At 68.2% G+C, this 22704-nt stretch carries 34 protein-coding genes; 1 reads left to right on the top strand and 33 read right to left on the bottom strand.

What is annotated here, in order from left to right:
* Positions 1-58: 58 nt before the first annotated feature.
* The 32 genes from truA to ACIPXB_RS21850 all read right to left on the bottom strand — a co-directional run bounded on the left by truA (position 59) and on the right by ACIPXB_RS21850 (position 19581).
* The gene (truA, locus tag ACIPXB_RS22005; RefSeq protein WP_401452402.1) at positions 59-922 is read right to left on the bottom strand and encodes a tRNA pseudouridine(38-40) synthase TruA; all 864 of its coding nucleotides are present in this window, start codon (positions 920-922) and stop codon (positions 59-61) included.
* 93 nt (positions 923-1015) lie between these two features.
* Entirely contained in the window at positions 1016-1495 is a 480-nt protein-coding gene (gene rplQ, locus ACIPXB_RS22000; RefSeq protein WP_401452400.1) for a 50S ribosomal protein L17, read from the bottom strand.
* A gap of 173 nt (positions 1496-1668) precedes the next feature.
* Complete coding sequence (locus ACIPXB_RS21995; RefSeq protein WP_401452398.1) at positions 1669-2691, bottom strand: DNA-directed RNA polymerase subunit alpha; 1023 nt, start codon at positions 2689-2691, stop codon at positions 1669-1671.
* 137 nt (positions 2692-2828) lie between these two features.
* The gene (gene rpsK / locus ACIPXB_RS21990; protein ID WP_003956432.1) at positions 2829-3233 is read right to left on the bottom strand and encodes a 30S ribosomal protein S11; all 405 of its coding nucleotides are present in this window, start codon (positions 3231-3233) and stop codon (positions 2829-2831) included.
* A gap of 54 nt (positions 3234-3287) precedes the next feature.
* A complete protein-coding gene (gene rpsM / locus ACIPXB_RS21985; RefSeq protein WP_007265919.1) occupies positions 3288-3668 on the bottom strand; it encodes a 30S ribosomal protein S13 in 381 nt (126 codons plus the stop codon).
* 188 nt (positions 3669-3856) lie between these two features.
* Positions 3857-3970: a 50S ribosomal protein L36 gene (rpmJ, locus tag ACIPXB_RS21980; RefSeq protein WP_003956441.1), complete on the bottom strand. Its 114-nt coding sequence runs from the start codon at positions 3968-3970 to the stop codon at positions 3857-3859.
* A gap of 73 nt (positions 3971-4043) precedes the next feature.
* On the bottom strand, positions 4044-4265 hold the full coding sequence (gene infA / locus ACIPXB_RS21975; RefSeq protein WP_003956442.1) for a translation initiation factor IF-1: 222 nt from the start codon (positions 4263-4265) through the stop codon (positions 4044-4046).
* A gap of 161 nt (positions 4266-4426) precedes the next feature.
* Positions 4427-5278 carry a type I methionyl aminopeptidase gene (gene map, locus ACIPXB_RS21970; RefSeq protein ID WP_401452396.1) on the bottom strand — a complete coding sequence of 284 codons (852 nt, stop codon included), beginning with the start codon at positions 5276-5278 and terminating at the stop codon, positions 4427-4429.
* A gap of 133 nt (positions 5279-5411) precedes the next feature.
* Positions 5412-6059 carry an adenylate kinase gene (locus ACIPXB_RS21965; protein WP_401452394.1) on the bottom strand — a complete coding sequence of 216 codons (648 nt, stop codon included), beginning with the start codon at positions 6057-6059 and terminating at the stop codon, positions 5412-5414.
* Positions 6059-7372 carry a preprotein translocase subunit SecY gene (secY, locus tag ACIPXB_RS21960; protein ID WP_401452392.1) on the bottom strand — a complete coding sequence of 438 codons (1314 nt, stop codon included), beginning with the start codon at positions 7370-7372 and terminating at the stop codon, positions 6059-6061. The genes ACIPXB_RS21965 and secY overlap by 1 nt, the downstream gene beginning before the upstream one ends.
* A gap of 188 nt (positions 7373-7560) precedes the next feature.
* A complete protein-coding gene (rplO, locus tag ACIPXB_RS21955) occupies positions 7561-8016 on the bottom strand; it encodes a 50S ribosomal protein L15 (RefSeq protein ID WP_366474133.1) in 456 nt (151 codons plus the stop codon).
* Positions 8017-8018: 2 nt separating this feature from the next.
* Positions 8019-8201, bottom strand: coding sequence for a 50S ribosomal protein L30 (gene rpmD / locus ACIPXB_RS21950; RefSeq protein ID WP_005313525.1), 183 nt, complete (start codon positions 8199-8201; stop codon positions 8019-8021).
* On the bottom strand, positions 8201-8806 hold the full coding sequence (gene rpsE / locus ACIPXB_RS21945) for a 30S ribosomal protein S5 (protein ID WP_005313527.1): 606 nt from the start codon (positions 8804-8806) through the stop codon (positions 8201-8203). Before rpsE ends, rpmD begins: the two co-directional genes overlap by 1 nt.
* 45 nt (positions 8807-8851) lie before the next feature.
* Complete coding sequence (rplR, locus tag ACIPXB_RS21940) at positions 8852-9235, bottom strand: 50S ribosomal protein L18 (protein WP_401452389.1); 384 nt, start codon at positions 9233-9235, stop codon at positions 8852-8854.
* A 3-nt stretch (positions 9236-9238) separates the two neighbouring features.
* Positions 9239-9778, bottom strand: a complete 540-nt coding sequence (gene rplF / locus ACIPXB_RS21935) for a 50S ribosomal protein L6 (RefSeq protein WP_042812337.1) — start codon at positions 9776-9778, stop codon at positions 9239-9241.
* A 20-nt stretch (positions 9779-9798) separates the two neighbouring features.
* Positions 9799-10197 (bottom strand): 30S ribosomal protein S8, encoded by a 399-nt coding sequence (rpsH, locus tag ACIPXB_RS21930; protein ID WP_079429302.1) that lies wholly within the window; start codon positions 10195-10197, stop codon positions 9799-9801.
* 219 nt (positions 10198-10416) lie between these two features.
* Positions 10417-10602 (bottom strand): type Z 30S ribosomal protein S14, encoded by a 186-nt coding sequence (locus ACIPXB_RS21925; protein WP_003956452.1) that lies wholly within the window; start codon positions 10600-10602, stop codon positions 10417-10419.
* Positions 10603-10607: 5 nt separating this feature from the next.
* Positions 10608-11159 carry a 50S ribosomal protein L5 gene (gene rplE / locus ACIPXB_RS21920; RefSeq protein ID WP_401452386.1) on the bottom strand — a complete coding sequence of 184 codons (552 nt, stop codon included), beginning with the start codon at positions 11157-11159 and terminating at the stop codon, positions 10608-10610.
* Positions 11159-11482, bottom strand: a complete 324-nt coding sequence (gene rplX, locus ACIPXB_RS21915) for a 50S ribosomal protein L24 (protein WP_401452384.1) — start codon at positions 11480-11482, stop codon at positions 11159-11161. The genes rplE and rplX overlap by 1 nt, the downstream gene beginning before the upstream one ends.
* Before the next feature lie 2 nt (positions 11483-11484).
* On the bottom strand, positions 11485-11853 hold the full coding sequence (rplN, locus tag ACIPXB_RS21910; RefSeq protein WP_003956455.1) for a 50S ribosomal protein L14: 369 nt from the start codon (positions 11851-11853) through the stop codon (positions 11485-11487).
* Positions 11854-11950: 97 nt separating this feature from the next.
* Positions 11951-12235: a 30S ribosomal protein S17 gene (rpsQ, locus tag ACIPXB_RS21905; RefSeq protein ID WP_401452382.1), complete on the bottom strand. Its 285-nt coding sequence runs from the start codon at positions 12233-12235 to the stop codon at positions 11951-11953.
* Positions 12235-12459, bottom strand: a complete 225-nt coding sequence (gene rpmC, locus ACIPXB_RS21900) for a 50S ribosomal protein L29 (RefSeq protein WP_030773828.1) — start codon at positions 12457-12459, stop codon at positions 12235-12237. Before rpmC ends, rpsQ begins: the two co-directional genes overlap by 1 nt.
* Positions 12459-12878 carry a 50S ribosomal protein L16 gene (gene rplP, locus ACIPXB_RS21895; RefSeq protein ID WP_401452380.1) on the bottom strand — a complete coding sequence of 140 codons (420 nt, stop codon included), beginning with the start codon at positions 12876-12878 and terminating at the stop codon, positions 12459-12461. The genes rpmC and rplP overlap by 1 nt, the downstream gene beginning before the upstream one ends.
* Positions 12879-12883: 5 nt before the next feature.
* Positions 12884-13720, bottom strand: coding sequence for a 30S ribosomal protein S3 (gene rpsC / locus ACIPXB_RS21890; RefSeq protein WP_401452378.1), 837 nt, complete (start codon positions 13718-13720; stop codon positions 12884-12886).
* A complete protein-coding gene (gene rplV, locus ACIPXB_RS21885) occupies positions 13720-14067 on the bottom strand; it encodes a 50S ribosomal protein L22 (RefSeq protein WP_226734108.1) in 348 nt (115 codons plus the stop codon). Before rplV ends, rpsC begins: the two co-directional genes overlap by 1 nt.
* A gap of 43 nt (positions 14068-14110) precedes the next feature.
* A complete protein-coding gene (rpsS, locus tag ACIPXB_RS21880; RefSeq protein ID WP_007265903.1) occupies positions 14111-14392 on the bottom strand; it encodes a 30S ribosomal protein S19 in 282 nt (93 codons plus the stop codon).
* Between the two features lie 12 nt (positions 14393-14404).
* Positions 14405-15241, bottom strand: coding sequence for a 50S ribosomal protein L2 (gene rplB, locus ACIPXB_RS21875; protein ID WP_125642230.1), 837 nt, complete (start codon positions 15239-15241; stop codon positions 14405-14407).
* Between the two features lie 39 nt (positions 15242-15280).
* On the bottom strand, positions 15281-15601 hold the full coding sequence (rplW, locus tag ACIPXB_RS21870; protein WP_401452375.1) for a 50S ribosomal protein L23: 321 nt from the start codon (positions 15599-15601) through the stop codon (positions 15281-15283).
* On the bottom strand, positions 15601-16251 hold the full coding sequence (gene rplD / locus ACIPXB_RS21865) for a 50S ribosomal protein L4 (RefSeq protein WP_401452373.1): 651 nt from the start codon (positions 16249-16251) through the stop codon (positions 15601-15603). The genes rplW and rplD overlap by 1 nt, the downstream gene beginning before the upstream one ends.
* 5 nt (positions 16252-16256) lie before the next feature.
* Positions 16257-16901: a 50S ribosomal protein L3 gene (gene rplC, locus ACIPXB_RS21860; RefSeq protein ID WP_150209236.1), complete on the bottom strand. Its 645-nt coding sequence runs from the start codon at positions 16899-16901 to the stop codon at positions 16257-16259.
* A gap of 14 nt (positions 16902-16915) precedes the next feature.
* The gene (gene rpsJ, locus ACIPXB_RS21855; RefSeq protein ID WP_003948644.1) at positions 16916-17224 is read right to left on the bottom strand and encodes a 30S ribosomal protein S10; all 309 of its coding nucleotides are present in this window, start codon (positions 17222-17224) and stop codon (positions 16916-16918) included.
* A 533-nt stretch (positions 17225-17757) separates the two neighbouring features.
* Entirely contained in the window at positions 17758-19581 is a 1824-nt protein-coding gene (locus ACIPXB_RS21850) for a hypothetical protein (RefSeq protein WP_401452371.1), read from the bottom strand.
* Positions 19582-20010: 429 nt separating this feature from the next.
* Between ACIPXB_RS21850 and ACIPXB_RS21845 the strand changes: the two genes are divergently transcribed.
* Positions 20011-21720, top strand: a complete 1710-nt coding sequence (locus ACIPXB_RS21845; RefSeq protein ID WP_401452369.1) for a hypothetical protein — start codon at positions 20011-20013, stop codon at positions 21718-21720.
* A gap of 78 nt (positions 21721-21798) precedes the next feature.
* On the opposite strand, the gene ACIPXB_RS21840 is transcribed toward ACIPXB_RS21845, so the two are convergent.
* Complete coding sequence (locus ACIPXB_RS21840; protein WP_401452367.1) at positions 21799-22698, bottom strand: glycosyltransferase family 2 protein; 900 nt, start codon at positions 22696-22698, stop codon at positions 21799-21801.
* Positions 22699-22704: the final 6 nt, after the last annotated feature.

The following is a 22704-nucleotide window of genomic DNA, read 5'->3' as shown; positions in this document are numbered from 1 at the left end:
CCGCATTGTCCCGGTCGGCGGGCGTGCACCCAAACGGTTTAGCGGCGCCCGGGCGGGCTCAGCAGCAGCCGGGGGTCTGCGCGGCGCCGGGCAGGGTCCGCAGGTTGCGCGCCTGCCGGCTGCGCTCGGCCAGCAGTTCGTCCGCCGGGTAGCCGACCTCCTCCAGGGTCAGCCCGTGCGGCCGTACGACGTGCACGGAGGAGTCCCGTACGGCGGCGGCCAGCACCTTGCCGGGCCAGTCGACGGGCCGGTGGCCGTCGCCGACGTGCAGCAGGGCGCCGACGAGGGAGCGGACCATGTTGTGGCAGAAGGCGTCCGCCCGGACGGTCGCGGTGATCACGCCGTCCTCCGCCCGCTCCCAGCTGAGCTGCTGGAGGGTGCGGATGGTGGTGGCGCCCTCGCGCTTCCTGCAGTACGCGGCGAAGTCGTGCTCGCCGAGCAGCGCCTTCGAGGCCTCGTTCATGGCGGCCACGTCCAGCGGCCACTGGTGCCACAGGACGTGCCCGCGGCGCAGCGGGTCGACGCCGCCCCGGTGGTCGCCGACGCGGTAGGCGTAGCGGCGCCAGACGGCCGAGAAACGGGCGTTGAACCCGGCGGGGGCCTCGGCGACCTTCCACACGCGTACGTCGTGCGGCAGCCGCCCGGCGAGCCGCCGCAGGAGCTTGTCGTGGTGCTCGGCCCAGACCTCCTCGGCGAGGTCCACGTGCGCCACCTGGCCGCGGGCGTGGACGCCCGCGTCCGTCCGCCCGGCCACCGTCAGCTCCACCGGCGCGTCGAGCCGCATGACGGTCCGCAGGGCCGACTCCAGCTCGCCCTGCACGGTCCGCCGCGTGCTCTGCTTCGCCCAGCCGGAGAAGTCCTTGCCGTCGTACGACAGGTCCAGCCGCACCCGGACACGGCCGGGCTCCACCTCGTCACTCACCCGTAGATCCTCTCAAGTCGCGCGGAAAAAGCGGAACGGGCCCGCCCCCGTGAGGGGACGGACCCGTTCCAGGCCTTACGGCACCAGGGGGGCTCAGGCCTCCTTGGTCTCCTCGGCCGGAGCCTCGGTCTCGGTGGCCTCAGCCTTGGCCTCGGCCTCCTTCACCGCACGCTTGGTGGCGGCCTCGGCCTCACCGGTGGCCTGCTGGGCCACGGTCAGGGCCTCGACCAGCTCGATGACCGCCATCGGGGCGTTGTCGCCACGACGGTTGCCGATCTTGGTGATGCGGGTGTAACCACCGGGGCGGTTCTCGTACCGCGGGGCGATCTCGGTGAAGAGCGTGTGGACGATGCCCTTGTCCGTGATCGTCTGCAGGACGAGGCGACGGTTGTGGATGTCGCCCTTCTTCGCCTTGGTGATCAGACGCTCGGCGACCGGACGCAGGCGGCGGGCCTTGGCCTCGGTCGTGGTGATGCGGCCGTGCTCGAAGAGCGCCTTCGCGAGGTTCGCGAGCAGCAGCTTCTCGTGCGCGGCGGAGCCGCCGAAGCGGGCGCCCTTGGTGGGACGCGGCATGGTGTTCTCCTAGGTGTCTGCCCCGGCCGTATCAGGTACCGAGGTCAGTATCCGAGCGAGCGGTTGCCCGTCGGAGACCCGCGCCCCGTAAGGGGCGCGGGAGGGGTTGCATTCTGCGGCTGCCGCCGCGCGGGCGCGATCGGCCGAGGCCGGTCCGCAGCCGAAGAACGAGCTCAGTACTGCTCGGTCTCCACGAACCCGGCATCCGCGTCGTCGTCGGCGCCGAAGGCGTCCGCCGCGGCGGTCGGGTCGAATCCGGGCGGGCTGTCCTTGAGGGCCAGGCCCATGCCGGCCAGCTTCGCCTTGACCTCGTCGATCGACTTCGCACCGAAGTTGCGGATGTCGAGCAGGTCCGCCTCGGAGCGGGCGACGAGCTCACCCACGGAGTGGATGCCCTCGCGCTTGAGGCAGTTGTACGACCGGACGGTGAGCTCGAGCTCCTCGATCGGCAGCGCCAGGTCGGCGGCCAGGGCGGCGTCCGTCGGGGACGGGCCCATGTCGATGCCCTCGGCGTCGATGTTGAGCTCGCGGGCCAGACCGAACAGCTCGACCAGGGTCTTGCCGGCGGACGCCATGGCGTCGCGCGGGCGCATGGCCTGCTTGGTCTCGACGTCGACGATGAGCTTGTCGAAGTCGGTGCGCTGCTCGACTCGGGTCGCCTCGACCTTGTAGGTGACCTTGAGGACGGGCGAGTAGATGGAGTCGACCGGGATACGGCCGATCTCCTGGCCCACCTGCTTGTTCTGGACGGCGGAGACGTAGCCGCGACCGCGCTCGACGGTCAGCTCCATCTCCAGCTTGCCCTTGCCGTTCAGGGTGGCGAGGACGAGGTCCGGGTTGTGCACCTCGACACCGGCCGGGGGCGCGATGTCGGCAGCGGTGACCAGGCCGGGGCCCTGCTTGCGCAGGTACATCACGACCGGCTCGTCGTGCTCCGAGGAGACGACCAGCTGCTTGATGTTGAGGATCATGTCCGTGACGTCTTCCTTGACGCCCGGCACGGTGGTGAACTCGTGCAGGACGCCGTCCACGCGGATGCTGGTGACAGCGGCACCCGGGATGGAGGAGAGGAGCGTACGGCGCAGGGAGTTGCCGAGGGTGTAGCCGAAGCCCGGCTCCAGCGGCTCGATCACGAACCGCGAGCGGTACTCGTCGACGACCTCTTCGGTCAGCGAAGGACGCTGAGCGATAAGCATGTGTGTTCCTTCAGTCGTGGACGCCCACTATTTGACGCCCGACATGTACTGCTGGGTACTGCAAGGGTACGGGCGGCACGTCCCCCCGAAGGGGTTCGTACCGCCCGGACACTCGAAGACGCACAGGCGTCGCTGCGTCAGACGCGGCGGCGCTTCGGCGGGCGGCAGCCGTTGTGCGGGGTGGGGGTGACGTCCTGGATCGAGCCGACCTCGAGGCCGGTGGCCTGCAGGGAGCGGATCGCGGTCTCACGGCCGGAGCCGGGACCCTTGACGAAGACGTCGACCTTGCGCATGCCGTGCTCCTGCGCGCGGCGGGCGGCCGACTCGGCGGCCATCTGCGCGGCGAAGGGGGTGGACTTGCGCGAGCCCTTGAAGCCGACGTGGCCGGCGGAGGCCCAGGAGATCACGTTGCCGGACGGGTCCGTGATCGAGACGATGGTGTTGTTGAACGTGCTCTTGATGTGCGCGTGGCCGTGAGCGACGTTCTTCTTTTCCTTGCGGCGCACCTTCTTGGCAGCGCCCTGACGACCCTTGGGGGGCATCTAAATCTCCTACGGGAGGTGGTCGGTCCTACAGCGCAAGACCGCTGAACAGGACTACTTCTTGCCCGGCTTCTTCTTACCGGCGATCGCGCGACGCGGGCCCTTGCGGGTACGCGCGTTCGTGCTGGTGCGCTGACCGTGCACCGGCAGGCCACGACGGTGGCGGATGCCCTGGTAGCACTGGATCTCGATCTTGCGGCGGATGTCGCCCTGGATCTCGCGGCGGAGGTCACCCTCGGTGCGGAGGTTGGCGTCCACGTACTCGCGGATCTTGACGAGGTCCTCTTCGGCCAGGTCACGAACGCGGGTGTTCGGGTTCACGCCGGTGGAGGCGAGGATCTCCTTGGACCGGGTGCGCCCGATACCGAAGACGTAGGTGAGTGCGATCTCCACACGCTTTTCGCGCGGGATGTCAACACCGGAAACGCGTGCCATTCACTGGCTCCTGTGTGTTCGGGGGTCTTCCGCAGAGCCGCTCCCGGCAGGCCGTACGAGGTACCAGTCGGGTCTCCGGCCCCCGCCGGAGGTGCCGCCGACCCTTGCGGGCTGGGCGGGCTCTGCGTATGTACGTATTACGTGCGTCGCGCGAAGAACTGCGAAAGTTGCAGGTCGGTCGGCGTGCGTCAGCCCTGGCGCTGCTTGTGGCGCAGGTTGTCGCAGATGACCATGACCCGACCGTGACGGCGGATCACCTTGCACTTGTCGCAGATCTTCTTGACGCTCGGCTTGACCTTCATGTTGGTGAGGTTCTCCGGGTCAGTGCCACCACCCGCACCGGGACCGACGCCCAGGCAGGAGTGAAAGCAAGATCTACTTGTATCGGTAGACGATCCGGCCACGCGTCAGGTCGTACGGAGAGAGCTCCACCACGACCCGGTCATCGGGGAGGATACGGATGTAGTGCATCCGCATCTTGCCGCTGATGTGCGCGAGGACCTTGTGACCGTTCTGGAGTTCCACCTTGAACATGGCGTTCGGGAGGGACTCGATCACGGTGCCCTCGATCTCGATGGCACCTTGCTTCTTGGCCACGCTTCGCCTTTCGAATCGGCTACCTTGATCGGCTGACAGGCATGGGAATGCACGTGAGCCGACGAGTCAGTCTACGTCAGGGCACCCAGAAAGACGAATCCGGAAAGTTTGCCCACGAGTCTAGATCATTAAGCCGACATGTCGACGGGGCCGGGCCCCGCTCAGCCCAGGGGGTCGGGGGCCGTCGTCACGCCGTACTCCGCGAGCTTGGCCTTGCCGCAGTCCGGGGACGTCAGGACGATCGGGCCGGCCTCCGTCAGGGCGACCGAGTGCTCCCAGTGGGAGGACCAGGTGCCGTCGGTGGTGATGACCGTCCAGTCGTCCGCGAGGACCTCGGTACGGGGCGTGCCCAGGGAGACCATCGGCTCGATGGCCAGGCAGACGCCCGGGACCAGCTTGATGCCCTTGCCGCGCTTGCGCGAGACGTAGTTCAGCAGGTGGGGGTCCATGTGCATCTCCGAGCCGATGCCGTGGCCGCCGTACTCCTCGATGATCCCGAACTTGCCGAGGCTGTGGTCACCGGCCGCCGGCCGCGGCTGGCGCTTGATGTACGACTCGATCGCCCGCGAGATGTCGACCAGGCGGTTGCCGGCCTTCATCGCGGCGATGCCCGCCCACATCGACTCCTCGGTCACCCGGGAGAGCTCGATCAGCTCCGGAGCGTGACCGGTGCCCACGAAGGCCGTGTACGCCGCGTCGCCGTGCCAGCCCTCCACGATCGCGCCCGCGTCGATCGAGATGATGTCGCCGTCCTTGAGGACCGTCTTGTCGTCCGGGATGCCGTGCACGACGACCTCGTTCACCGAGGTGCAGATGGTCGCGGGGAAGCCCCCGTACCCCAGGAAGTTCGACTTCGCCCCGTGGTCGGCGATCACCTTGCGGGCGACCATGTCCAGATCCCGCGTCGTGGCGCCCGGCACGGCCGCCTCCCGGGTCGCCGCGTGAATGGCGGCGACGACCAGACCGGCCTCCCGCATCTTCGCGATCTGCTCGGGAGTCTTCAGCTGGACCATGGACGTGTGCCTTCCACCTTCGGGAGTACGGGGTAACGGGTACGGAGTACGGGGTAAACGGGGATGAGCCGTATCAACAGTACGGCCGCGGCGTCCGGTGGACACCGCGGCCGTACAGCGCTACAGCGCGGAACTACTTCTTCAGCGCTTCCATGGCGCGCTTCGTGACGTCCTGCACCTCACCGAGGGCGGAGATCGTCACCAGCAGGCCCTGGGCCTTGTAGTAGTCGATGATCGGCTCGGTCTGCGTGTGGTAGACCTCCAGCCGGGTGCGGACGGTCTCCTCGGAGTCGTCGCCGCGCTGGTACAGCTCGCCGCCGCAGACGTCGCAGACGCCCCCGGTCTTCGGCGGGGCGTACGTCACGTGGAAGACGTGCGAGGAGTCGTTGCGGCAGATCCGGCGGCCGGCGATCCGCTTGACCACCTCGTCCTCCTCGACCTCCAGGTCGAGGACGGCGTCCAGCTTCATGTTGGCGGCCTGGAGCATTCCGTCCAGCGCCTCCGCCTGGGAGACGTTGCGCGGGAACCCGTCCAGCAGGAAGCCGCCGGCGGCGTCGGGCTGCTCCATGCGGTCCTTCGCCATCCCGATGGTCACCGCGTCCGGGACCAGGTCGCCGGCGTCCATGAACGCCTTCGCCTGCTTGCCCAGCTCGGTGCCCTGGCTGATGTTCGCGCGGAACAGGTCGCCCGTGGAGATGTGCGGGATGTTCAGGTTCTTGGCAAGGAACGCGGCCTGCGTTCCCTTGCCCGCACCGGGAGGCCCGACGAGGACGATACGCATCAGCGGAGGAACCCTTCGTAATTGCGCTGCTGGAGCTGGCTCTCGATCTGCTTCACGGTTTCCAGACCCACACCCACGATGATCAGGATGCTCGTCCCGCCGAACGGGAAGTTCTGGTTCGCCCCGAAGCCCGCCAACGCCATCGTCGGCACAAGAGCGATGAGACCCAGGTACAGCGACCCCGGCCAGGTGATCCGGTTGAGGACGTAGCTCAGGTACTCGGCAGTAGGTCGGCCTGCCCGGATACCCGGGATGAAGCCACCATACTTCTTCATGTTGTCCGCTACTTCCTCGGGGTTGAACGAAATCGCCACGTAGAAGAACGCGAAGAAAACGATCAGGATGAAGTAGACGGCGATGTAGTAGGGGTGGTCGCCCTTGACGAAGTGCTTCTGGATCCAGGTGGCCCAGCCGGCGGTCGAACCGCTGAACTGCACGATGAGCGCCGGGATGTACAGCAGCGACGAGGCGAAGATGACCGGAATGATGCCGGCCTGGTTCACCTTGAGCGGGATGTAGGTCGACGTGCCGCCGTAGGCGCGCCGGCCGATCATGCGCTTCGCGTACTGGACCGGGATGCGGCGCTGGGCCTGCTCGACGAAGACCACCAGGCCGACCATCGCGAGGCCGACGAGCATGACGACGCCGAACTCGACCCAGCCGTCGGCGATCTTGCCCTGGAGCTTGATCTGCCACAGCGCGCCGATGAATCCGGCGGCGATCGAGATGAACATGAGGATCGACATGCCGTTGCCGATGCCGCGGTCGGTGATGAGCTCGCCGAGCCACATGACGACACAGGTACCGGCGGTCATCGTGATGACCATGACGACGGTGGTGAAGATCGTCCGGTCGGGAACGATCTGGCTGGCGACCTGGCAGCCCTGGAAGAGCGCACCGGAGCGGGCCGTGGCGACGAGGCCGGTGCCCTGGAGGATGGCGAGGGCCACCGTCAGGTAACGCGTGTACTGCGTGATCTTCGCGGTACCGGCCTGCCCCTCCTTCTTCAGGTTCTCCAGCTTGGGAATGACCACGGTCAGCAGCTGCAGGATGATGCTCGCCGTGATGTACGGCATGATGCCGAGCGCGAAGATCGTGATCTGCAGCAGCGCACCGCCGCTGAACATGTTCACCAGACCGAACAGGCCGTTGGAACTGCCGGCCTGGTCCACGCAGATCTGGACGTTCTTGTAGCTCACGCCGGGTACCGGGATGTGGGACCCGAGCCGGAACAGCACGATGATGCCGAGCGTGAAGAGCAGCTTCTTGCGCAGGTCGGGCGTCTTGAACGCCCGGGCGAACGCGGTGAGCACGGTGCCTCCTGCGACCCCCGCGCTACTGCGTCAGAGGTGACGGTCTGAAGGAATCGACGTATACGACAAAGCAAAGGTGCAGGCCACCTTACCGGCGACTGCGCCCCCCGTGGAACGACCAACCGGGGATGCCCCATTTGTGAGGCATCCCCGGTCGGTTTTATTCGCTATGAGCCACTGAACTCGTCTCAGACGAGCTCGGTGACGGTGCCGCCCGCAGCGGCAATCTTCTCCTTGGCGGAGCCGGAAACGGCGTCAACCGAAACCTGCAGCGCCACGGAGATCTCGCCCTGGCCCAGGACCTTGACGAGGCTGTTCTTGCGAACAGCACCCTTCTCGACCAGCCCGGCCACGGTGACCTCTCCACCCTCGGGGTAGAGCTCGGCCAGCTTGGCCAGGTTGACGACCTGGTACTCCGTACGGAACGGGTTCTTGAAGCCCTTCAGCTTCGGGAGGCGCATGTGGAGGGGCATCTGCCCGCCCTCGAAGCGCTCCGGAACCTGGTAGCGGGCCTTGGTGCCCTTGGTACCACGACCGGCCGTCTTACCCTTCGACGCCTCACCGCGACCCACACGGGTCTTCGCGGTCTTGGCGCCCGGGGCGGGACGGAGGTTGTGGATCTTGAGCGGGTTGTTCTCCGCCATGATCAGTCGACCTCCTCAACCGTCACGAGGTGGCGGACGGTGTGCACCATTCCGCGGAACTCGGGGCGGTCCTCCTTGACGACCACGTCGTTCAGGCGCTTGAGCCCGAGCGAACGCAGGGTGTCGCGGTGGTTCTGCTTGCTGCCGATGTACGACTTCGTCTGCGTGATCTTGAGGCGAGCCATTACGCACCCGCCCCAGCACGCGCACGAAGGAGAGCCGCGGGGGCGACGTCCTCGAGCGGCAGACCGCGGCGGGCCGCGATCTCCTCGGGACGCTGCAGGCCCTTGAGGGCCGCCACGGTCGCGTGCACGATGTTGATCGCGTTGTCGGAGCCGAGCGACTTCGACAGGATGTCGTGAACGCCGGCGCACTCCAGAACGGCGCGCACCGGGCCACCGGCGATAACACCGGTACCGGGGGAAGCAGGCTTCAGCAGGACGACGCCCGCCGCCTTCTCACCCTGGATCGGGTGCGGGATGGTGCCCTGGATACGGGGGACCTTGAAGAAGTGCTTCTTGGCCTCCTCCACACCCTTGGCGATGGCGGCCGGCACCTCCTTGGCCTTGCCGTAACCGACACCTACGGTGCCGTCACCGTCACCCACCACGACGAGCGCGGTGAAGGAGAAACGACGACCACCCTTGACAACCTTGGCGACGCGGTTGATCGCGACAACGCGCTCAACGTACGCGGTCTTCTCGGCGGCAGCAGCGCCACCGTCGCGACCCTTCCGGTCCCGCCGCTCGCCGCCACCGGCACCGCTGCCGCGGCGCTGGGGTCCAGCCATTGGATTACCTCTCTCTGTTACGTCCGTTAGTCCCGGAACCGGGGCTTAGAACTTCAGCCCGGCTTCGCGGGCGGCGTCAGCCAGAGCGGCAATGCGCCCGGCGTACCTGTTGCCACCACGGTCGAACACGACGGCCTCGACGCCGGCGGCCTTGGCGCGCTCAGCGACCAGGGCACCGACCTGCTTGGCCTGCGCGGACTTGTCACCCTCGCCACCGCGGATCGAAGCGTCCAGGGTCGACGCGGACGCCAGGGTGTGACCCTGGAGGTCGTCGATGACCTGAGCGACGATGTTGCGGTTGGAACGCGTCACGACGAGGCGCGGACGCTCCGCCGTACCCGACACGTTCTTGCGGATGCGGATGTGGCGGCGAGCCTTGGCCGCACGCTTGTAAGCGTCGCCCTTGGCGATCTTCACACCGTATGCCATGGCTTACTTACCAGCCTTTCCGACCTTGCGGCGGATGACCTCGCCGGCGTACTTGACGCCCTTGGCCTTGTACGGGTCGGGCTTCCGCAGCTTGCGGATGTTCGCCGCGACCTCGCCGACCTTCTGCTTGTCGATGCCCTCGACCGAGAACTTGGTCGGCGACTCGACCTTGAAGGAGATGCCCTCGGGGGCCTCCACCAGGATCGGGTGGCTGTAGCCGAGCTGGAACTCCAGGTCGGAGCCCTTCGCGGCAACGCGGTAACCGACACCGCTGATCTCGAGCGCCTTGGTGTATCCCGTGGTCACACCGGTGATCATGTTGGCCACCAGCGTGCGGGACAGGCCGTGGAGGGCCTTGTTCTGACGCTCGTCGTTCGGACGGGTGACGTTCAGAACGCCGTCCTCGCCCTTAACGATCTCGATGGGGGCGGCAACGGTGTGCGTCAGGGAGCCCTTGGAGCCCTTGACGGTGACCGTGCGGCCATCGATGGTGACGTCCACGCCGGCGGGAACCGGGATGGGGAGCTTGCCGATACGAGACATAGCTTTTCCTCCGTTCCCGACTACCAGACGTAGGCGAGGACTTCCCCACCCACGCCCTTCTTCTGCGCCTGCTGGCCGGTCAGGAGACCGTGGGACGTGGAGATGATCGCCACGCCCAGGCCGCCGAGGACCTTCGGCAGGTTGGTGGACTTCGCGTACACGCGCAGACCCGGCTTCGAGATGCGCTTGATGCCGGCGATCGAACGCTCGCGGTTCGGACCGAACTTCAGCTCGAGAACGAGGTTCTTACCGACCTCGGCGTCCTCGACCTTCCAGCCGGTGATGAAACCCTCCTGCTTGAGGATTTCCGCGATGTGCGACTTGATCTTGCTGTGCGGCATCACGACCTGGTCGTGGTACGCCGAGTTTGCGTTACGCAGACGAGTCAGCATGTCTGCGATCGGGTCAGTCATGGTCATGAATCGGCCTTCGGCCTCTCTCGCCGGGGTTTCCTGTATGCGCCATCCCTCTCCCCACACAGGGGCGGGACGGGTGCGGCGCGGGGACCTACGGCGTAGTAAGTCGGTAGGGCGGCGGACGCCCAACCCCACAAGCCTACGGCATGCGGGATGGGCGGTCCGCCGACCTGATGCTTACCGAGAGCGTCTGGAAGCCTCAACACCCAAAGGGTGAAGGGACTACCAGGAGCTCTTGGTCACGCCCGGCAGCTCGCCACGGTGAGCCATCTCACGAAGGCACACGCGGCACAGGCCGAACTTGCGGTACACGGAGTGCGGACGGCCGCAGCGCTGGCAGCGGGTGTACGCACGCACACCGAACTTGGGCTTACGAGCAGCCTTGGCAATAAGAGCCTTCTTCGCCATCTCGCTTACGCCTCCTTGAAGGGGAAGCCGAGGTGACGGAGGAGCGCGCGGCCCTCGGCGTCGTTGGTCGCCGTGGTGACCACGGTGATGTCCATACCCCGGACGCGGTCGATCTTGTCCTGGTCGATCTCGTGGAACATGACCTGCTCCGTGAGACCGAAGGTGTAGTTGCCACGGCCGTCGAACTGCTTCGGGGACAGGCCGCGGAAGTCGCGGATGCGCGGCAGCGCGAGCGACAGGGTGCGGTCCAGGAACTCCCACATGCGGTCGCCACGGAGAGTGACGTGGGCACCGATCGGCTGGCCCTCACGCAGCTTGAACTGCGCGATGGACTTGCGGGCCTTGGTGACGGCCGGCTTCTGACCGGTGATTGTGGTGAGGTCGCGAATGGCGCCGTCGATCAGCTTGGAGTCGCGGGCGGCGTCGCCCACACCCATGTTGACCACGATCTTCACGAGGCCGGGAACCTGCATGACGTTCCCGTAGGAGAACTCCTCACGCAGCTTGCCCGCGATCTCCTCGCGGTACTTCGTCTTCAGACGCGGAGTGGTAGCCATCAGATGTCCTCACCCGTGCGCTTGGCAACGCGGATCTTGTTGCCCTCGTCGTCGAAGCGGTAACCGACGCGGGTGACGACCTTCTTGCCGTCCTTCTCCACGACCAGCTGAACGTTGCTGACGTGGATCGGGGCCTCGGTGATCACAATGCCACCGGCCTGCGAACCACCAGCGGTCTGACCAGCCTTGGTGTGCTTCTTGACCCGGTTGACACCCTCGACCAGAACGCGGTTCTCAGTCGGCATGGCCTGGATGACCTTGCCCTGCTTGCCCTTGTCCTTGCCGGTGATGACCTGAACCAGGTCGCCCTTCTTGATCTTCATGCTTACAGCACCTCCGGCGCGAGCGAGATGATCTTCATGAACTTCTTCTCGCGCAGCTCACGGCCGACGGGGCCGAAGATACGGGTGCCGCGAGGGTCGCCGTCGTTCTTCAGAATGACGGCGGCGTTCTCGTCGAAGCGGATGTACGAGCCGTCCTGGCGGCGGCGCTCCTTGACGGTGCGAACGATGACCGCCTTGACGACGTCACCCTTCTTCACGTTGCCACCGGGGATCGCGTCCTTGACGGTGGCGACGATGACGTCACCGATGCCCGCGTAGCGGCGACCCGAACCACCGAGAACACGGATGCAAAGGATCTCCTTGGCACCAGTGTTGTCGGCGACACGCAGTCGCGACTCCTGCTGGATCACGTCTATCTCCTGTTTGTCTGCCGGTTCCCGGCCGGGGCTTCAGAGAAGCCCCGGCCGAGCCTGGCGGAACGAATCCGGGGGAAACCCCCCGGACTGATTACTTGGCCTTCTCGAGGATCTCGACGACGCGCCACCGCTTGGTGGCGGACAGCGGCCGGGTCTCCATCAGGAGGACGCGGTCGCCGATGCCGGCGGCGTTCTGCTCGTCGTGCGCCTTGAGCTTGTTCGTACGGCGGATGACCTTGCCGTACAGGGCGTGCTTGACGCGGTCCTCGACGGCGACGACGACGGTCTTGTCCATCTTGTCGCTGACGACCAGACCCTCACGGGTCTTGCGGAAACCGCGCTCGGTCTTGTTCTCAGTCACGTTGTTCTCGCTCATCAGGCGCTCTCCACCGTCTCGATGCCGAGCTCGCGCTCGTGCATCAGGGTGTAGATCCGGGCGATGTCCTTGCGGACGGCCTTGAGCCGGCCGTTGTTCTCCAGCTGACCCGTGGCCGCCTGGAAACGGAGCTTGAACAGCTCTTCCTTGGCCTCACGCAGCTTGGCAACGAGCTCCTCGTTGCCGAGCTCGCGCAGTTCCGACGCCTTGGTACCGGCCGCCATCACGACTCACCTGCCTCGCGCTTGACGATCCGGCACTTCATCGGCAGCTTGTGGGCCGCACGAGTCAGAGCCTCACGCGCAATCTTCTCGTTCGGGTAGGACAGTTCGAACATGACCCGGCCCGGGTGCACGTTCGCGATCCACCACTCCGGGGAACCCTTACCGGAACCCATGCGGGTCTCGGCGGGCTTCTTCGTCAGCGGACGGTCCGGGTAGATGTTGATCCAGACCTTGCCGCCACGCTTGATGTGGCGGGTCATCGCGATACGAGCCGCCTCGATCTGGCGGTTCGTCACGTAGGCCGGGGTCAGCGCCTGGATGCCGTACTCGCCGAATGCGACCTCAGTGCCACCCTTCGCCATACCGCGACGCTTCGGGTGGTGCTGCTTGCGGTGCTTGACCCTACGAGGGATCAGCATGTCGGTCAGGCCTCCGTTCCGGTGCTCTCAGCCGGAGCGGCGGCAGCGGCCTCGGCCTTGGGGGCCTCGGCAGCAGCAGCCTGCTGCGGCTTGCGGCCGCCACGGCCGCCACGCTCGCCACCGCGACCACCACGGCCACCGGCCGGACGGTCGGCGCCACCACGGGCCGGGCGGTTACCCGCGCGGGCCGCAGCGTTCTCGGCGCGAACCTCGGCGATGTTCTTGACATCGCCCTTGTAGATCCAGACCTTCACGCCGATGCGGCCGAAGGTGGTCTTGGCCTCGAAGAAGCCGTACTCGACGTTCGCGCGCAGCGTGTGCAGCGGCACACGACCCTCGCGGTAGAACTCCGAGCGGGACATCTCGGCGCCGCCGAGACGGCCGCCACACTGGATCTTGATGCCCTTGGCGCCGGCCTTCATGGCGGACTGCATGCTCTTGCGCATGGCCCGACGGAAGGAGACGCGGGAGGACAGCTGCTCGGCGACGGCCTGGGCCACCAGCTGAGCGTCGACCTCGGGGTTCTTGACCTCGAGGATGTTCAGCTGGACCTGCTTGCCGGTCAGCTTCTCCAGGTCGCCGCGGATGCGGTCGGCCTCGGCGCCGCGGCGGCCGATGACGATGCCCGGGCGAGCGGTGTGGATGTCCACGCGGACACGGTCACGGGTGCGCTCGATCTCAACCTTCGAGATGCCGGCGCGCTCCATGCCGGACGTCATCATCCGACGGATGGCGACGTCTTCCTTGACGTAGTCCTTGTACAGCTTGTCGGCGTACCAACGCGACTTGAAGTCGGTGGTGATGCCGAGCCGGAACCCGTGCGGGTTTACCTTCTGGCCCATTACCGGGTTCCTTCCTTGCTGCTGACGACCACGGTGATGTGGGAGGTCCGCTTGCGGATCCGGTAGGCACGGCCCTGGGCGCGCGGACGGAACCGCTTCAGGGTCGGACCCTCGTCAACAAACGCCTCGCTGATGACCAGCGAGGAGGCGTCCGTGTGGTTGTAGTTGTGCGCGGCGTTGGCGATGGCGCTGTCAAGCACCTTGCCGACCGGCACAGACGCGGCCTGCGGGGCGAAACGCAGGACCGCCTGGGCCTCCGTGGCGTCCATGCCACGGATGAGGTCCACCACACGGCGGGCCTTCATGGGCGTGACGCGGATGTACCGCGCCTGGGCCCTGGCTTCCATGGTTGTCCCTTCGATGTAAGTCATTAGTCAGTCCACCCCGCGATTAGCGGCGCTTCGACTTCCGGTCGTCCTTGACGTGGCCGCGGAAGGTGCGAGTCGGCGAGAACTCGCCGAGCTTGTGGCCGACCATGGACTCGGTGACGAACACCGGGACATGGGTCTTGCCGTTGTGCACCGCGATGGTGTGACCCAGCATGCTGGGGATGATCATCGAGCGACGGGACCAGGTCTTGATGACGTTCTTGGTGCCGGCTTCGTTCTGGGCGTCCACCTTCTTTACGAGGTGGTCGTCGACGAAGGGCCCCTTCTTGAGACTGCGCGGCATCTAAACCCGCTCCTAGCGCTTCTTGTTCGTCTTGCGGCGGCGGACGATGTACTTGTTCGAAGCCTTCTTCGGCGAACGAGTACGACCCTCCTTCTGACCCCACGGGGAGACCGGGTGGCGACCACCGGAGGTCTTGCCCTCACCACCACCGTGCGGGTGGTCAACCGGGTTCATCGCGACACCGCGGACGGTCGGGCGGACGCCCTTCCAGCGCATGCGGCCGGCCTTGCCCCAGTTGATGTTCGACTGCTCGGCGTTGCCGACCTCGCCGACGGTGGCGCGGCAGCGCACGTCGACCAGGCGGATCTCACCGGACGGCATACGGAGGTGCGCCATGGCACCTTCCTTCGCCAGCAGCTGCACGGAGGCGCCCGCGGAACGGGCGAACTTGGCACCGCCACCGGGACGGAGCTCGATCGCGTGGATCGTGGTACCGACCGGGATGTTGCGGAGCGCCAGGTTGTTACCGGGCTTGATGTCGGCCGTCGGGCCGTTCTCGATCCGGTCGCCCTGGTTCAGGCCGCGCGGAGCGATGATGTAGCGCTTCTCGCCGTCCGCGTAGTGCAGGAGAGCGATGCGCGCAGTGCGGTTGGGGTCGTACTCGATGTGCGCGACCTTGGCCGGCACGCCGTCCTTGTCGTGACGACGGAAGTCGATCACGCGGTAGGCGCGCTTGTGTCCGCCACCCTGGTGGCGAACGGTCACACGACCGGCGTTGTTACGGCCGCCCTTGCTGTGCAGGGGGCGGACCAGCGACTTCTCCGGCGTGGACCGCGTGATCTCGACAAAGTCGGCGACGCTGGAGCCACGACGGCCCGGAGTCGTCGGCTTGTACTTGCGGATACCCATTTCTCAGTCCTCGTCCGATATTCGGACCAGGGCGCTCCGTTAGGAGGCCTGGCCGAAGATGTCGATACGGTCGCCCTCGGCAAGGGTCACGATGGCGCGCTTGGTGTTGGCACGCTTGCCGAACCCCGTCTTGGTGCGCTTGCGCTTGCCCTGGCGGTTGATCGTGTTGACCCCGGTGACCTTGACCGAGAAGACCGCCTCGACGGCCTGCTTGATCTGGGTCTTGTTCGCACGCGGGTCGACGACGAACGTGTACTTGTTCTCGTCCAGCAGCGCGTAGCTCTTCTCGGAGACGACCGGCTTGATCAGCAGGTCGCGCGGGTCCGTGAAGGTCTTGCTGGTGATCGTGGCCTCAGACATCAGCCCTCGTTCCCTTCGGTCTCAGCGGCCTTGGGGCCAGACACGAAGGACTCGAGAGCGGCCTGGGTGAAGACCACGTCGTCCGAGACGAGCACGTCGTACGTGTTCAGCTGGCCCGGCTCCAGGATGTGCACCTGGGGCAGGTTGCGGGCGGACAGCCACGCGGCCTCGTCGGCGCGCTCGACGACCAGGAGCAGGTTCTTGCGCTCCGAGATCTTGCCGAACAGCGTCTTGGCGGCCTTGGTGGAGGCGGCACCCTCGACCACGCCGGAGACGACGTGGATGCGGGAGTGACGGGCCCGGTCGGTGAGGGCGCCACGCAGGGCGGCGGCCTTCATCTTCTTCGGGGTCCGCTGCGAGTAGTCACGCGGCACGGGGCCGTGGACGACGCCACCGCCGGCGAACTGCGGCGCACGGGTCGAACCCTGACGGGCGCGGCCGGTGCCCTTCTGGCGGTACGGCTTCTTACCACCACCGCGGACCTCGCCACGCGTCTTGACCTTGTGCGTACCCTGACGGGCGGCGGCCAGCTGCGCGACGACGACCTGGTGGATCAGCGGAACGCTGACCTTGGCGTCGAAGATCTCGGCCGGGAGCTCGACGGTCCCGGTCTTGTCGCCTGCGGGCGACAGAATGTCAATGGTGCTCATAGTCCTCAGGCCCCCTTGGCCGCAGTGCGGACCAGGACGAGGCCGCCGTTCGGACCAGGAACCGCGCCCTTGATGAGCAGCAGGCCCTTCTCCGCGTCAACGGCGTGAACGGTCAGGTTCTGGGTGGTGACCCGCTCGTTGCCCATGCGGCCAGCCATGCGGAGGCCCTTGAACACACGGCCCGGGGTGGCGCAGCCACCGATGGAACCGGGAGAGCGGTGCTTGCGCTGCGTACCGTGACCGGCACCCAGACCACGGAAGTTGTGGCGCTTCATGACACCGGCGAAGCCCTTGCCCTTGCTCTTGCCCGTGACGTCGACCTTGACGCCGGACTCGAACACCTCGGCAGTGATCTCCTGGCCGAGCGTGTACTCGCTGGCGTCGGAGGTACGGAGCTCCACCAGGTGGCGGCGCGGGGTCACGTCGGCCTTGGCGAAGTGGCCCTTGAGGGGCTTGTTCACCTTGCGCGGGTCGATCTCGCCGAAGGCGATCTGAACCGACTCGTAGCCGTCGATGTCGTTGGTACGGACCTGGGTCACGACACAGGGCCCGGCCTTGACGACGGTCACCGGGACGACACGGTTGTTCTCGTCCCAGACCTGGGTCATGCCGAGCTTCTCGCCCAGGACGCCCTTGATCTGCTTTGCCATCTTCTCGACGCCTCTCAGAGCTTGATCTCGATGTCGACGCCGGCCGGAAGGTCCAGGCGCATCAGCGAGTCAACGGTCTTGGGCGTCGGGTCGAGGATGTCGATCAGGCGCTTGTGCGTGCGCATCTCGAAGTGCTCGCGCGAGTCCTTGTACTTGTGCGGCGACTTGATGACGCAGTACACGTTCTTCTCAGTGGGCAGCGGCACCGGGCCCGCGACCGACGCACCAGTGCGGGTCACCGTCTCGACGATCTTCTTCGCCGAGGAGTCGATGACCTCGTGGTCGTAGGCCTTGAGCCGGATGCGGATCTTCTGTCCCGCCATGGCTACTCAGTAGTCCTTTGTCTAGTGAAAACGCTCTGGTACTCGGCCGGCTGCGCTCTCGCGCGGCTTCTCTCCGACCCACGCGGTCGGGCGTGTCGCACTCCCGCCAGAGAAAATTCCCATACGGAAATTCCCTGCTCAGAGGGGATGCGGTCCAGACCCGGTCCGCGGTTCGGGGGAGAAACACCCACCGAGTGCCTGGCGAGTACCCCGCCCACGCTTCCCGGAAGATTCCCGTACGTCCGCCCCATTGCTGCCCCAGGGGGCAGATAAAGGCGACGAGTACTGTGGGACTCGCTTCCGGTCCTCCCGGCGGGAGGCGCGCAGCATCGGCACTCAACCGAGCAACCCCGACAGTCTGCCATACGAGACACGTACTGCGCCAATCGGGGCCCTAGACAATACCCGCCTGCGGGGACACGTCAAACCGCGCCACGCGGGGCCGCGGGGCTTCCGCCACGCGGGGCCACGGCGGCCGAAAAGGGCGGGGCGGTCCCGGTTCGAACCGTGACCGCCCCGCCCCTTCGCCTCCGCTACTTCGGGTCCTCGAACGGCGCCCGGCGGCCGCAGACCTTCGGCCAGTCCTTGGCGGCGACGTTCGCGCACCAGATGTGGCCGTCGTCCGCGCTGGGCTTCCAGTCCTGGACGATCGGCTCGGCGCACTTCTTGACCGGGGAGAAGCGCGGGCACGTGCCGTCCGGCTTCTTGATCGTGTGGGCGCGCCAGGCGTCGATGCCCATCGTGTCCTGCGAGTTGTTCGCGGCCTCGGCCGCCGGCATGTAGCGGTTGACCGACCAGGAGGCGCCCATGGTCGCGAACAGCGCGGTCACGCAGATCAGGCCCGCCACCAGCTGCTGGACGACCCGCCGCGGCACGACCGGGGCCGCGCCCGCGCCCGCGTCACCGCCGCGCCGCAGGGTGCGCTCGGCCCAGCCGGAGCCTCGCCGGACCGTGATCATCAGGCCCAGCACGGCCAGGATCATCAGGCAGTACATGATGATCCAGGTGGTCCGGGGGTAGAGCTGGACGGCCTTCTCGTGCGCCATGTGGGAGGCGAACCAGAAGCGGGCCAGCCACGCGCCGACCAGGACCGCCGCCGTCGTGCGCACGACGATGCTGCGCAGCCCCAGGCCGATGCCCAGGCCCACGCCGAGCAGCAGGAGCAGCGTGAAGGCGCTCTGGCCGGCCATCTCGCCCGCCACCGGCCAGCTCTCGTACGTCAGCGTGCCCGCGCGGTCGGAGGCCCAGCCCATGACGTACGCGGGGTCGGCGTAGACCGACAGGTAGGCGTAGCGGTCCGGGGTCTGGGAGCCCAGCCGGATCATCTGGTACAGCAGCGGGGCGCCGACCACGCCGGCCGTGACCACGGTGGCGCCGAGGTAGGCGCCGGCCCGGCCGCGGGCGGCCGCGCCACCGCGCCAGGGGAAGACGAACAGGGCCAGCAGGAACACGCCGGGCGCGGCCCAGACGTACCAGCCGGAGTACCAGAGGAAGAGGATGCCGAAGACCAGGCCCAGGCCCGCGCCGCGCAGCAGGGCCGTGCGCACGGAGCGCCCGGCGGACCGCCGGATCTCGCGCATGAAGTAGGCGAGCAGCGGGAGCAGCACGATCATGACGACGTGGCTGTACGGGCGGATCGGGTCGAGGAAGAGCACGGCCGCGGGGACCGCGATCAGCAGGGCCCAGAAGGGGCGCAGCAGCAGCCGCCAGGCCAGGTACGCCATCGGCCCGGCCAGGGCGCTGAAGAAGATCTGCATGTCGTGCAGGGCGAAGCCGGAGCTGCCGATGCCGTCGTAGCGGATCTTCGCCCAGGCGGCCATCAGGGCCGGGAAGCCGGGCGGGTAGATGCCCGACATGCCCTCGCCGTGCAGGAAGGAGTTGGCCATGGCGATCAGGACGCTCGGGTCGCCCTCCTGGCCGCCGAGCGGCCAGGGGGTGCCGCGCAGCGCGACCACGACACCGCCGGCGATCACGCCGGTGGACAGGCCGGCCAGCGCGGCGCAGACCAGGCGCTTGACGGTCTCGTGGCGCCGCAGCGCGCCGCGGTAGGCCGTGTACAGCAGCAGCGCGAGCAGCGGCAGGGCGAGGATCGCCACGTACTGCTGGAGCTTGGCGAGGCCGCTGACCTGGCCGATGCGGTTCATCGGGTTCACGCTGATGTGCCGGGCCAGGAGCGTGTAGCCGAGGGCGGCGCCGACGCTGACCAGGATCTCGGCCAGGGCGCGCACCCAGCGCCGGGACATCCACGAGGCCGCTCGGCCGCGCGGGGCGGAGGCGGCGGGGCTGCCGTCCGCGCTCCCGGGCCGGCGCTGCGCCGTGGCGGCCTCTCCGACCGCCTCGGGGGCCAGGTTCGTCATCTCAGTCCATTTCCGTCGCGACGTCACCGCGAACAGCGTGCTGCGGCCGTATGTCTGCTGCTGGCCGCCCCGGTACGGCCGCCGCGGTGGCGGCTGGGGCGGCTGGGCGCGGTCTCGGCGCCCGCGCGCCGCGCGCGACGGGGTCGCCGGCGCAGCATGGAGCACGTGCATCCGGGAGGCGCGTGGAAGCGGCTCCCCGTGGCACGTGTGCGCACGACCTCGGCGTCCCCCCGCGGCAACCGTACCAAGTGCCGGCGGCGCTCCGGCGGCCCGCGGGTGCGCGGTGGGTGCCGCCGCCCCGCCGGGACCCGCCCGGGCCGGCCGGGACGGCGGCGGGCGGGAGCGGACGGCGGGGGGCGGCCCACGGGGGGCGGCCAGGTGCCGGGCTCGGCGCAAAGCGGCCGGATCCGGCCGGTAGGCTCGGGGCACATGACAGTCACCGCGCCCCCGGCAGCACCGGGCGCAGAACGCCTGGTCGCGCGCCCCGCTCCGCGCCGCGGCCGCGGCCGCTCCACCCGTACCTTCGCCGTCACCCTCGCCGAGGCGGGCACGGCGGTCTTCGCCGCCCTCCTGCTCACCTGGCTGAGCATGAGCCTGCGCGAGAACCCGATGGAGCGGATCGGGCAGGTCAGCGGCCTGGCCGCGATCCAGCTGCGGCTGCTGGCGCTGCTGACGGTGACCGTGCTGCTGTACGCGGCCCTGGCCCGGCGGATGCCGGGGGTGGCCGTCCGGCTGGGCGCGGCGGCGGTGGCCGGTCTGGCCACGGGCGTGACCGCGGCCGGCAGTGTGGTGGCCCTGCGCGGCACGGTGTGGCCGATGTACGCGAACTGGGGCGACGCCGGGACCCTGCAGAGCTGGGCGTACGACGTGATGGACGGGGTGGCGCTGCCCCCGTCGTACCCGCCGGGCCTGCCGTACCTGCTGGCGTGGACCGCCGAGCTGGCCTTCGGCGGCGATGTGGCCAAGGCCATGAAGTGGCTGATGATCGGGTTCCTGGCGCTCTGCGGGCCGGCCGCCTACCTGGCCTGGCGGATGCTGCTGCCGCCGCTGTGGGCCCTGGGCATCGGGGTGACGGCCTCGCTGCCGCTGGTCGAGCCCTACAAGCCGTACTCCCCGCTCGTCCTGATGATCGTGATCCCGGTGTTCGCCAAGCTGGTCGACACCACGCAGCGCTCGGCCCGGCTGGGGCGGCGGCGGGCCATGGTGACGGGCGGCGTGCTGGGTGCGGTGCTCGCCGCGCTGTTCCTGCTGTACGCGGGCTGGTTCGTGTGGTCCGCGGTGGGCGTGGTCGTGCTGTTCGCGGTGGTGCTCGTGGGGCTGGCGCGGTCGGGCGGGGCGCGGGCGCTGCTGGACGGGCTGCTGGTGCTGGCGTCCTCGCTGGGTGTGTTCCTGGTGCTGGCCGGGGGCTACATGACGCGGCTGCTCGGCGTGAGCGGTTCGACCAAGGACAACTACTTCTACTTCGACACCCTCAGCGACCCGGCGTACTTCGCGATGTGGGGTGCCTCGATGCCGGGCCCGCTGCGCAGCATCGGCTGGCCGCCGCCCGGCGAGCTCGGCGGGGTCGGGCTCTTCACGATCGTGCTGGTGGCGGGGCTGGGCGTGGCGGTGGCCCTGGGGCTGCGGCAGCCCACCGTGCTGACGCTGGCGGCCTGCACGGCCAGCGCGTTCGCCCTGCGCTACTGGTACGCCTCGCACATGGCGCGCGACCAGGCCGTACAGCTCTATCCGCGGACCAGCCTGCAGATCGTGTACTGCCTGATCGCGCTGACCGGGCTGGCGGTGTACCTGGGGGCCGGGCGGATCCGGGACTGGCTGCGCACCCACGAGGCGCTGGTGCCGGGCCTGGGCCGGCGCGGTGTCACCGGCCCGCGGCGGCGGGCCGGTGTGATCGGCGCGCTGTGCGCGCTGGGGCTGCTCTTCGGTACGGCGGGTTCGGCCACGGCCGACGCGTACATGCCGCGCTCCCCCGCCGAGAACTCCACCGGGCAGCTGGCGTGGACCTCGCACAACGTGCGCCAGCCCGACGGGACGTGTCCGCGGTTCGCCGTCAAGGGCGCGATCCAGGGCGACTGCGCGGTGTACATCCCGCCGGTACGGGGCGGGAAGGGCACGCCTCCCGGGCAGCAGCGCCCGTAGCGCGCACGCGAAAGGGGTGTGCCGCCGGTCCTCGGACCGGCGGCACACCCCTTTGCGCTGTGTGGGCGGCGCTGCGGCTCAGCGCGCGCCGGGGGTGAAGGCGTGGCGGGCCAGGACCTTCACGCCGTCGCGCTGACCGCGCCTGAGCGCGCCGGGCAGCATGGTGATCGCGTGGAAGCGCGAGCCGTGGTGGATCCGGGCGGCGCGGGCCGCCTTGCGCCAGCCGCGGGCGTCCATCCGGTCGGCGACCGCGTGGAAGTAGCGCTCGGCCTCGGCGAAACGGGTGCCGGAGAAGGCCTGCACCGAGGACTCGCTGACCGCGTGGCGGCGGTACTGGAAGACGGTGGTGGTCTGGTCGACGACCATCCGCTCGCCGGCCTCCAGCAGGTCCACCACGAGGGCGAGGTCCTGGATCACCGAGTAGTCGTCGCGGAAGTTGACGGCCCGCAGGGCCTCGCCGCGCCAGCTGATCGAGGGGAAGTACAGCCAGTTGCCGCGCAGCAGGCTGGTGGCGAGTTCCTCCCCGCCCATCACGCGGCGGCCCTTGACCTGCGGGGCGTACAGCCAGTGCTTGACGTTGTCCGCGAGGCCGGAGGTGACCTTGCCCTCGCCGTCGATCACCTCGACGCCGGGCTGGACCATGCCGATGCCCGGGTCGGCCTCGATGAGGGCGCGGACGGTCTCCAGGTAGTGCGGGTGCAGCAGGTCGTCGCAGCCCATGATGACGACGTAGTCGGCCTCGGAGAGCCGGACGCACTTCTGGAAGTTCTTGGTGATGCCGAGGTTGTGCTCGTTGCGGGTGTAGTGGACCCGCTCGTCGCCGAGCTGCTCGAACCAGCCGGGGACCTCCGGCTCACGGCCGTCGTCGATGACGACGAGCCGGAAGTCGGGGTCGGTCTGCGCCAGCACGCTGCGCACGGCGTCCTGCATCATCGCCACGTCCCCGTAGTAGGGGAGCATGAAGTCGAAGGTCACCACGGGCGC

This window comes from Streptomyces sp. NPDC090022, assembly GCF_044748145.1.
GTDB lineage: Bacteria > Actinomycetota > Actinomycetes > Streptomycetales > Streptomycetaceae > Streptomyces.
This window is presented reverse-complemented; position numbering and strand designations above follow the sequence as displayed.

Excerpts from the sequence above, each read along its gene's own strand:
- rpsS (WP_007265903.1), bottom strand. The coding sequence starts at position 14,392 with ATGCCGCGCAGTCTCAAGAAGGGGCCCTTCGTCGACGACCACCTCGTA.
- rpmD (WP_005313525.1), bottom strand. The coding sequence starts at position 8,201 with ATGGCTCGCCTCAAGATCACGCAGACGAAGTCGTACATCGGCAGCAAG.
- rpsC (WP_401452378.1), bottom strand. The coding sequence starts at position 13,720 with ATGGGCCAGAAGGTAAACCCGCACGGGTTCCGGCTCGGCATCACCACC.
- rplE (WP_401452386.1), bottom strand. The coding sequence starts at position 11,159 with ATGGCTACCACTCCGCGTCTGAAGACGAAGTACCGCGAGGAGATCGCG.
- rplF (WP_042812337.1), bottom strand. The coding sequence starts at position 9,778 with ATGTCTCGTATCGGCAAGCTCCCCATCCCGGTTCCCGCCGGCGTGGAC.
- rpmJ (WP_003956441.1), bottom strand. The coding sequence starts at position 3,970 with ATGAAGGTCAAGCCGAGCGTCAAGAAGATCTGCGACAAGTGCAAGGTG.
- map (WP_401452396.1), bottom strand. The coding sequence starts at position 5,278 with ATGGTCCAGCTGAAGACTCCCGAGCAGATCGCGAAGATGCGGGAGGCC.
- rplX (WP_401452384.1), bottom strand. The coding sequence starts at position 11,482 with ATGAAGATCAAGAAGGGCGACCTGGTTCAGGTCATCACCGGCAAGGAC.
- rpsH (WP_079429302.1), bottom strand. The coding sequence starts at position 10,197 with ATGACCATGACTGACCCGATCGCAGACATGCTGACTCGTCTGCGTAAC.
- rplV (WP_226734108.1), bottom strand. The coding sequence starts at position 14,067 with ATGGAAGCCAGGGCCCAGGCGCGGTACATCCGCGTCACGCCCATGAAG.
- ACIPXB_RS21845 (WP_401452369.1), top strand. The coding sequence starts at position 20,011 with ATGACAGTCACCGCGCCCCCGGCAGCACCGGGCGCAGAACGCCTGGTC.
- ACIPXB_RS21925 (WP_003956452.1), bottom strand. The coding sequence starts at position 10,602 with ATGGCGAAGAAGGCTCTTATTGCCAAGGCTGCTCGTAAGCCCAAGTTC.
- rpsK (WP_003956432.1), bottom strand. The coding sequence starts at position 3,233 with ATGCCCCCCAAGGGTCGTCAGGGCGCTGCCAAGAAGGTGCGCCGCAAG.
- rpsJ (WP_003948644.1), bottom strand. The coding sequence starts at position 17,224 with ATGGCGGGACAGAAGATCCGCATCCGGCTCAAGGCCTACGACCACGAG.
- rplR (WP_401452389.1), bottom strand. The coding sequence starts at position 9,235 with ATGGCATACGGTGTGAAGATCGCCAAGGGCGACGCTTACAAGCGTGCG.
- rpsQ (WP_401452382.1), bottom strand. The coding sequence starts at position 12,235 with ATGAGCGAGAACAACGTGACTGAGAACAAGACCGAGCGCGGTTTCCGC.
- ACIPXB_RS21965 (WP_401452394.1), bottom strand. The coding sequence starts at position 6,059 with ATGCGTATCGTCCTCGTCGGGCCTCCCGGTGCGGGCAAGGGAACGCAG.
- rpmC (WP_030773828.1), bottom strand. The coding sequence starts at position 12,459 with ATGGCGGCCGGTACCAAGGCGTCGGAACTGCGCGAGCTCGGCAACGAG.
- rplC (WP_150209236.1), bottom strand. The coding sequence starts at position 16,901 with ATGGCAAAGCAGATCAAGGGCGTCCTGGGCGAGAAGCTCGGCATGACC.
- ACIPXB_RS21995 (WP_401452398.1), bottom strand. The coding sequence starts at position 2,691 with ATGCTTATCGCTCAGCGTCCTTCGCTGACCGAAGAGGTCGTCGACGAG.
- rplP (WP_401452380.1), bottom strand. The coding sequence starts at position 12,878 with ATGCTGATCCCTCGTAGGGTCAAGCACCGCAAGCAGCACCACCCGAAG.
- ACIPXB_RS21850 (WP_401452371.1), bottom strand. The coding sequence starts at position 19,581 with ATGACGAACCTGGCCCCCGAGGCGGTCGGAGAGGCCGCCACGGCGCAG.
- rpsE (WP_005313527.1), bottom strand. The coding sequence starts at position 8,806 with ATGGCTGGACCCCAGCGCCGCGGCAGCGGTGCCGGTGGCGGCGAGCGG.
- rplB (WP_125642230.1), bottom strand. The coding sequence starts at position 15,241 with ATGGGTATCCGCAAGTACAAGCCGACGACTCCGGGCCGTCGTGGCTCC.
- rplQ (WP_401452400.1), bottom strand. The coding sequence starts at position 1,495 with ATGCCGCGTCCCACCAAGGGCGCCCGCTTCGGCGGCTCCGCCGCGCAC.
- rplO (WP_366474133.1), bottom strand. The coding sequence starts at position 8,016 with ATGGCGGAGAACAACCCGCTCAAGATCCACAACCTCCGTCCCGCCCCG.
- rpsM (WP_007265919.1), bottom strand. The coding sequence starts at position 3,668 with ATGGCACGCGTTTCCGGTGTTGACATCCCGCGCGAAAAGCGTGTGGAG.
- rplD (WP_401452373.1), bottom strand. The coding sequence starts at position 16,251 with ATGAGCACCATTGACATTCTGTCGCCCGCAGGCGACAAGACCGGGACC.
- rplW (WP_401452375.1), bottom strand. The coding sequence starts at position 15,601 with ATGTCTGAGGCCACGATCACCAGCAAGACCTTCACGGACCCGCGCGAC.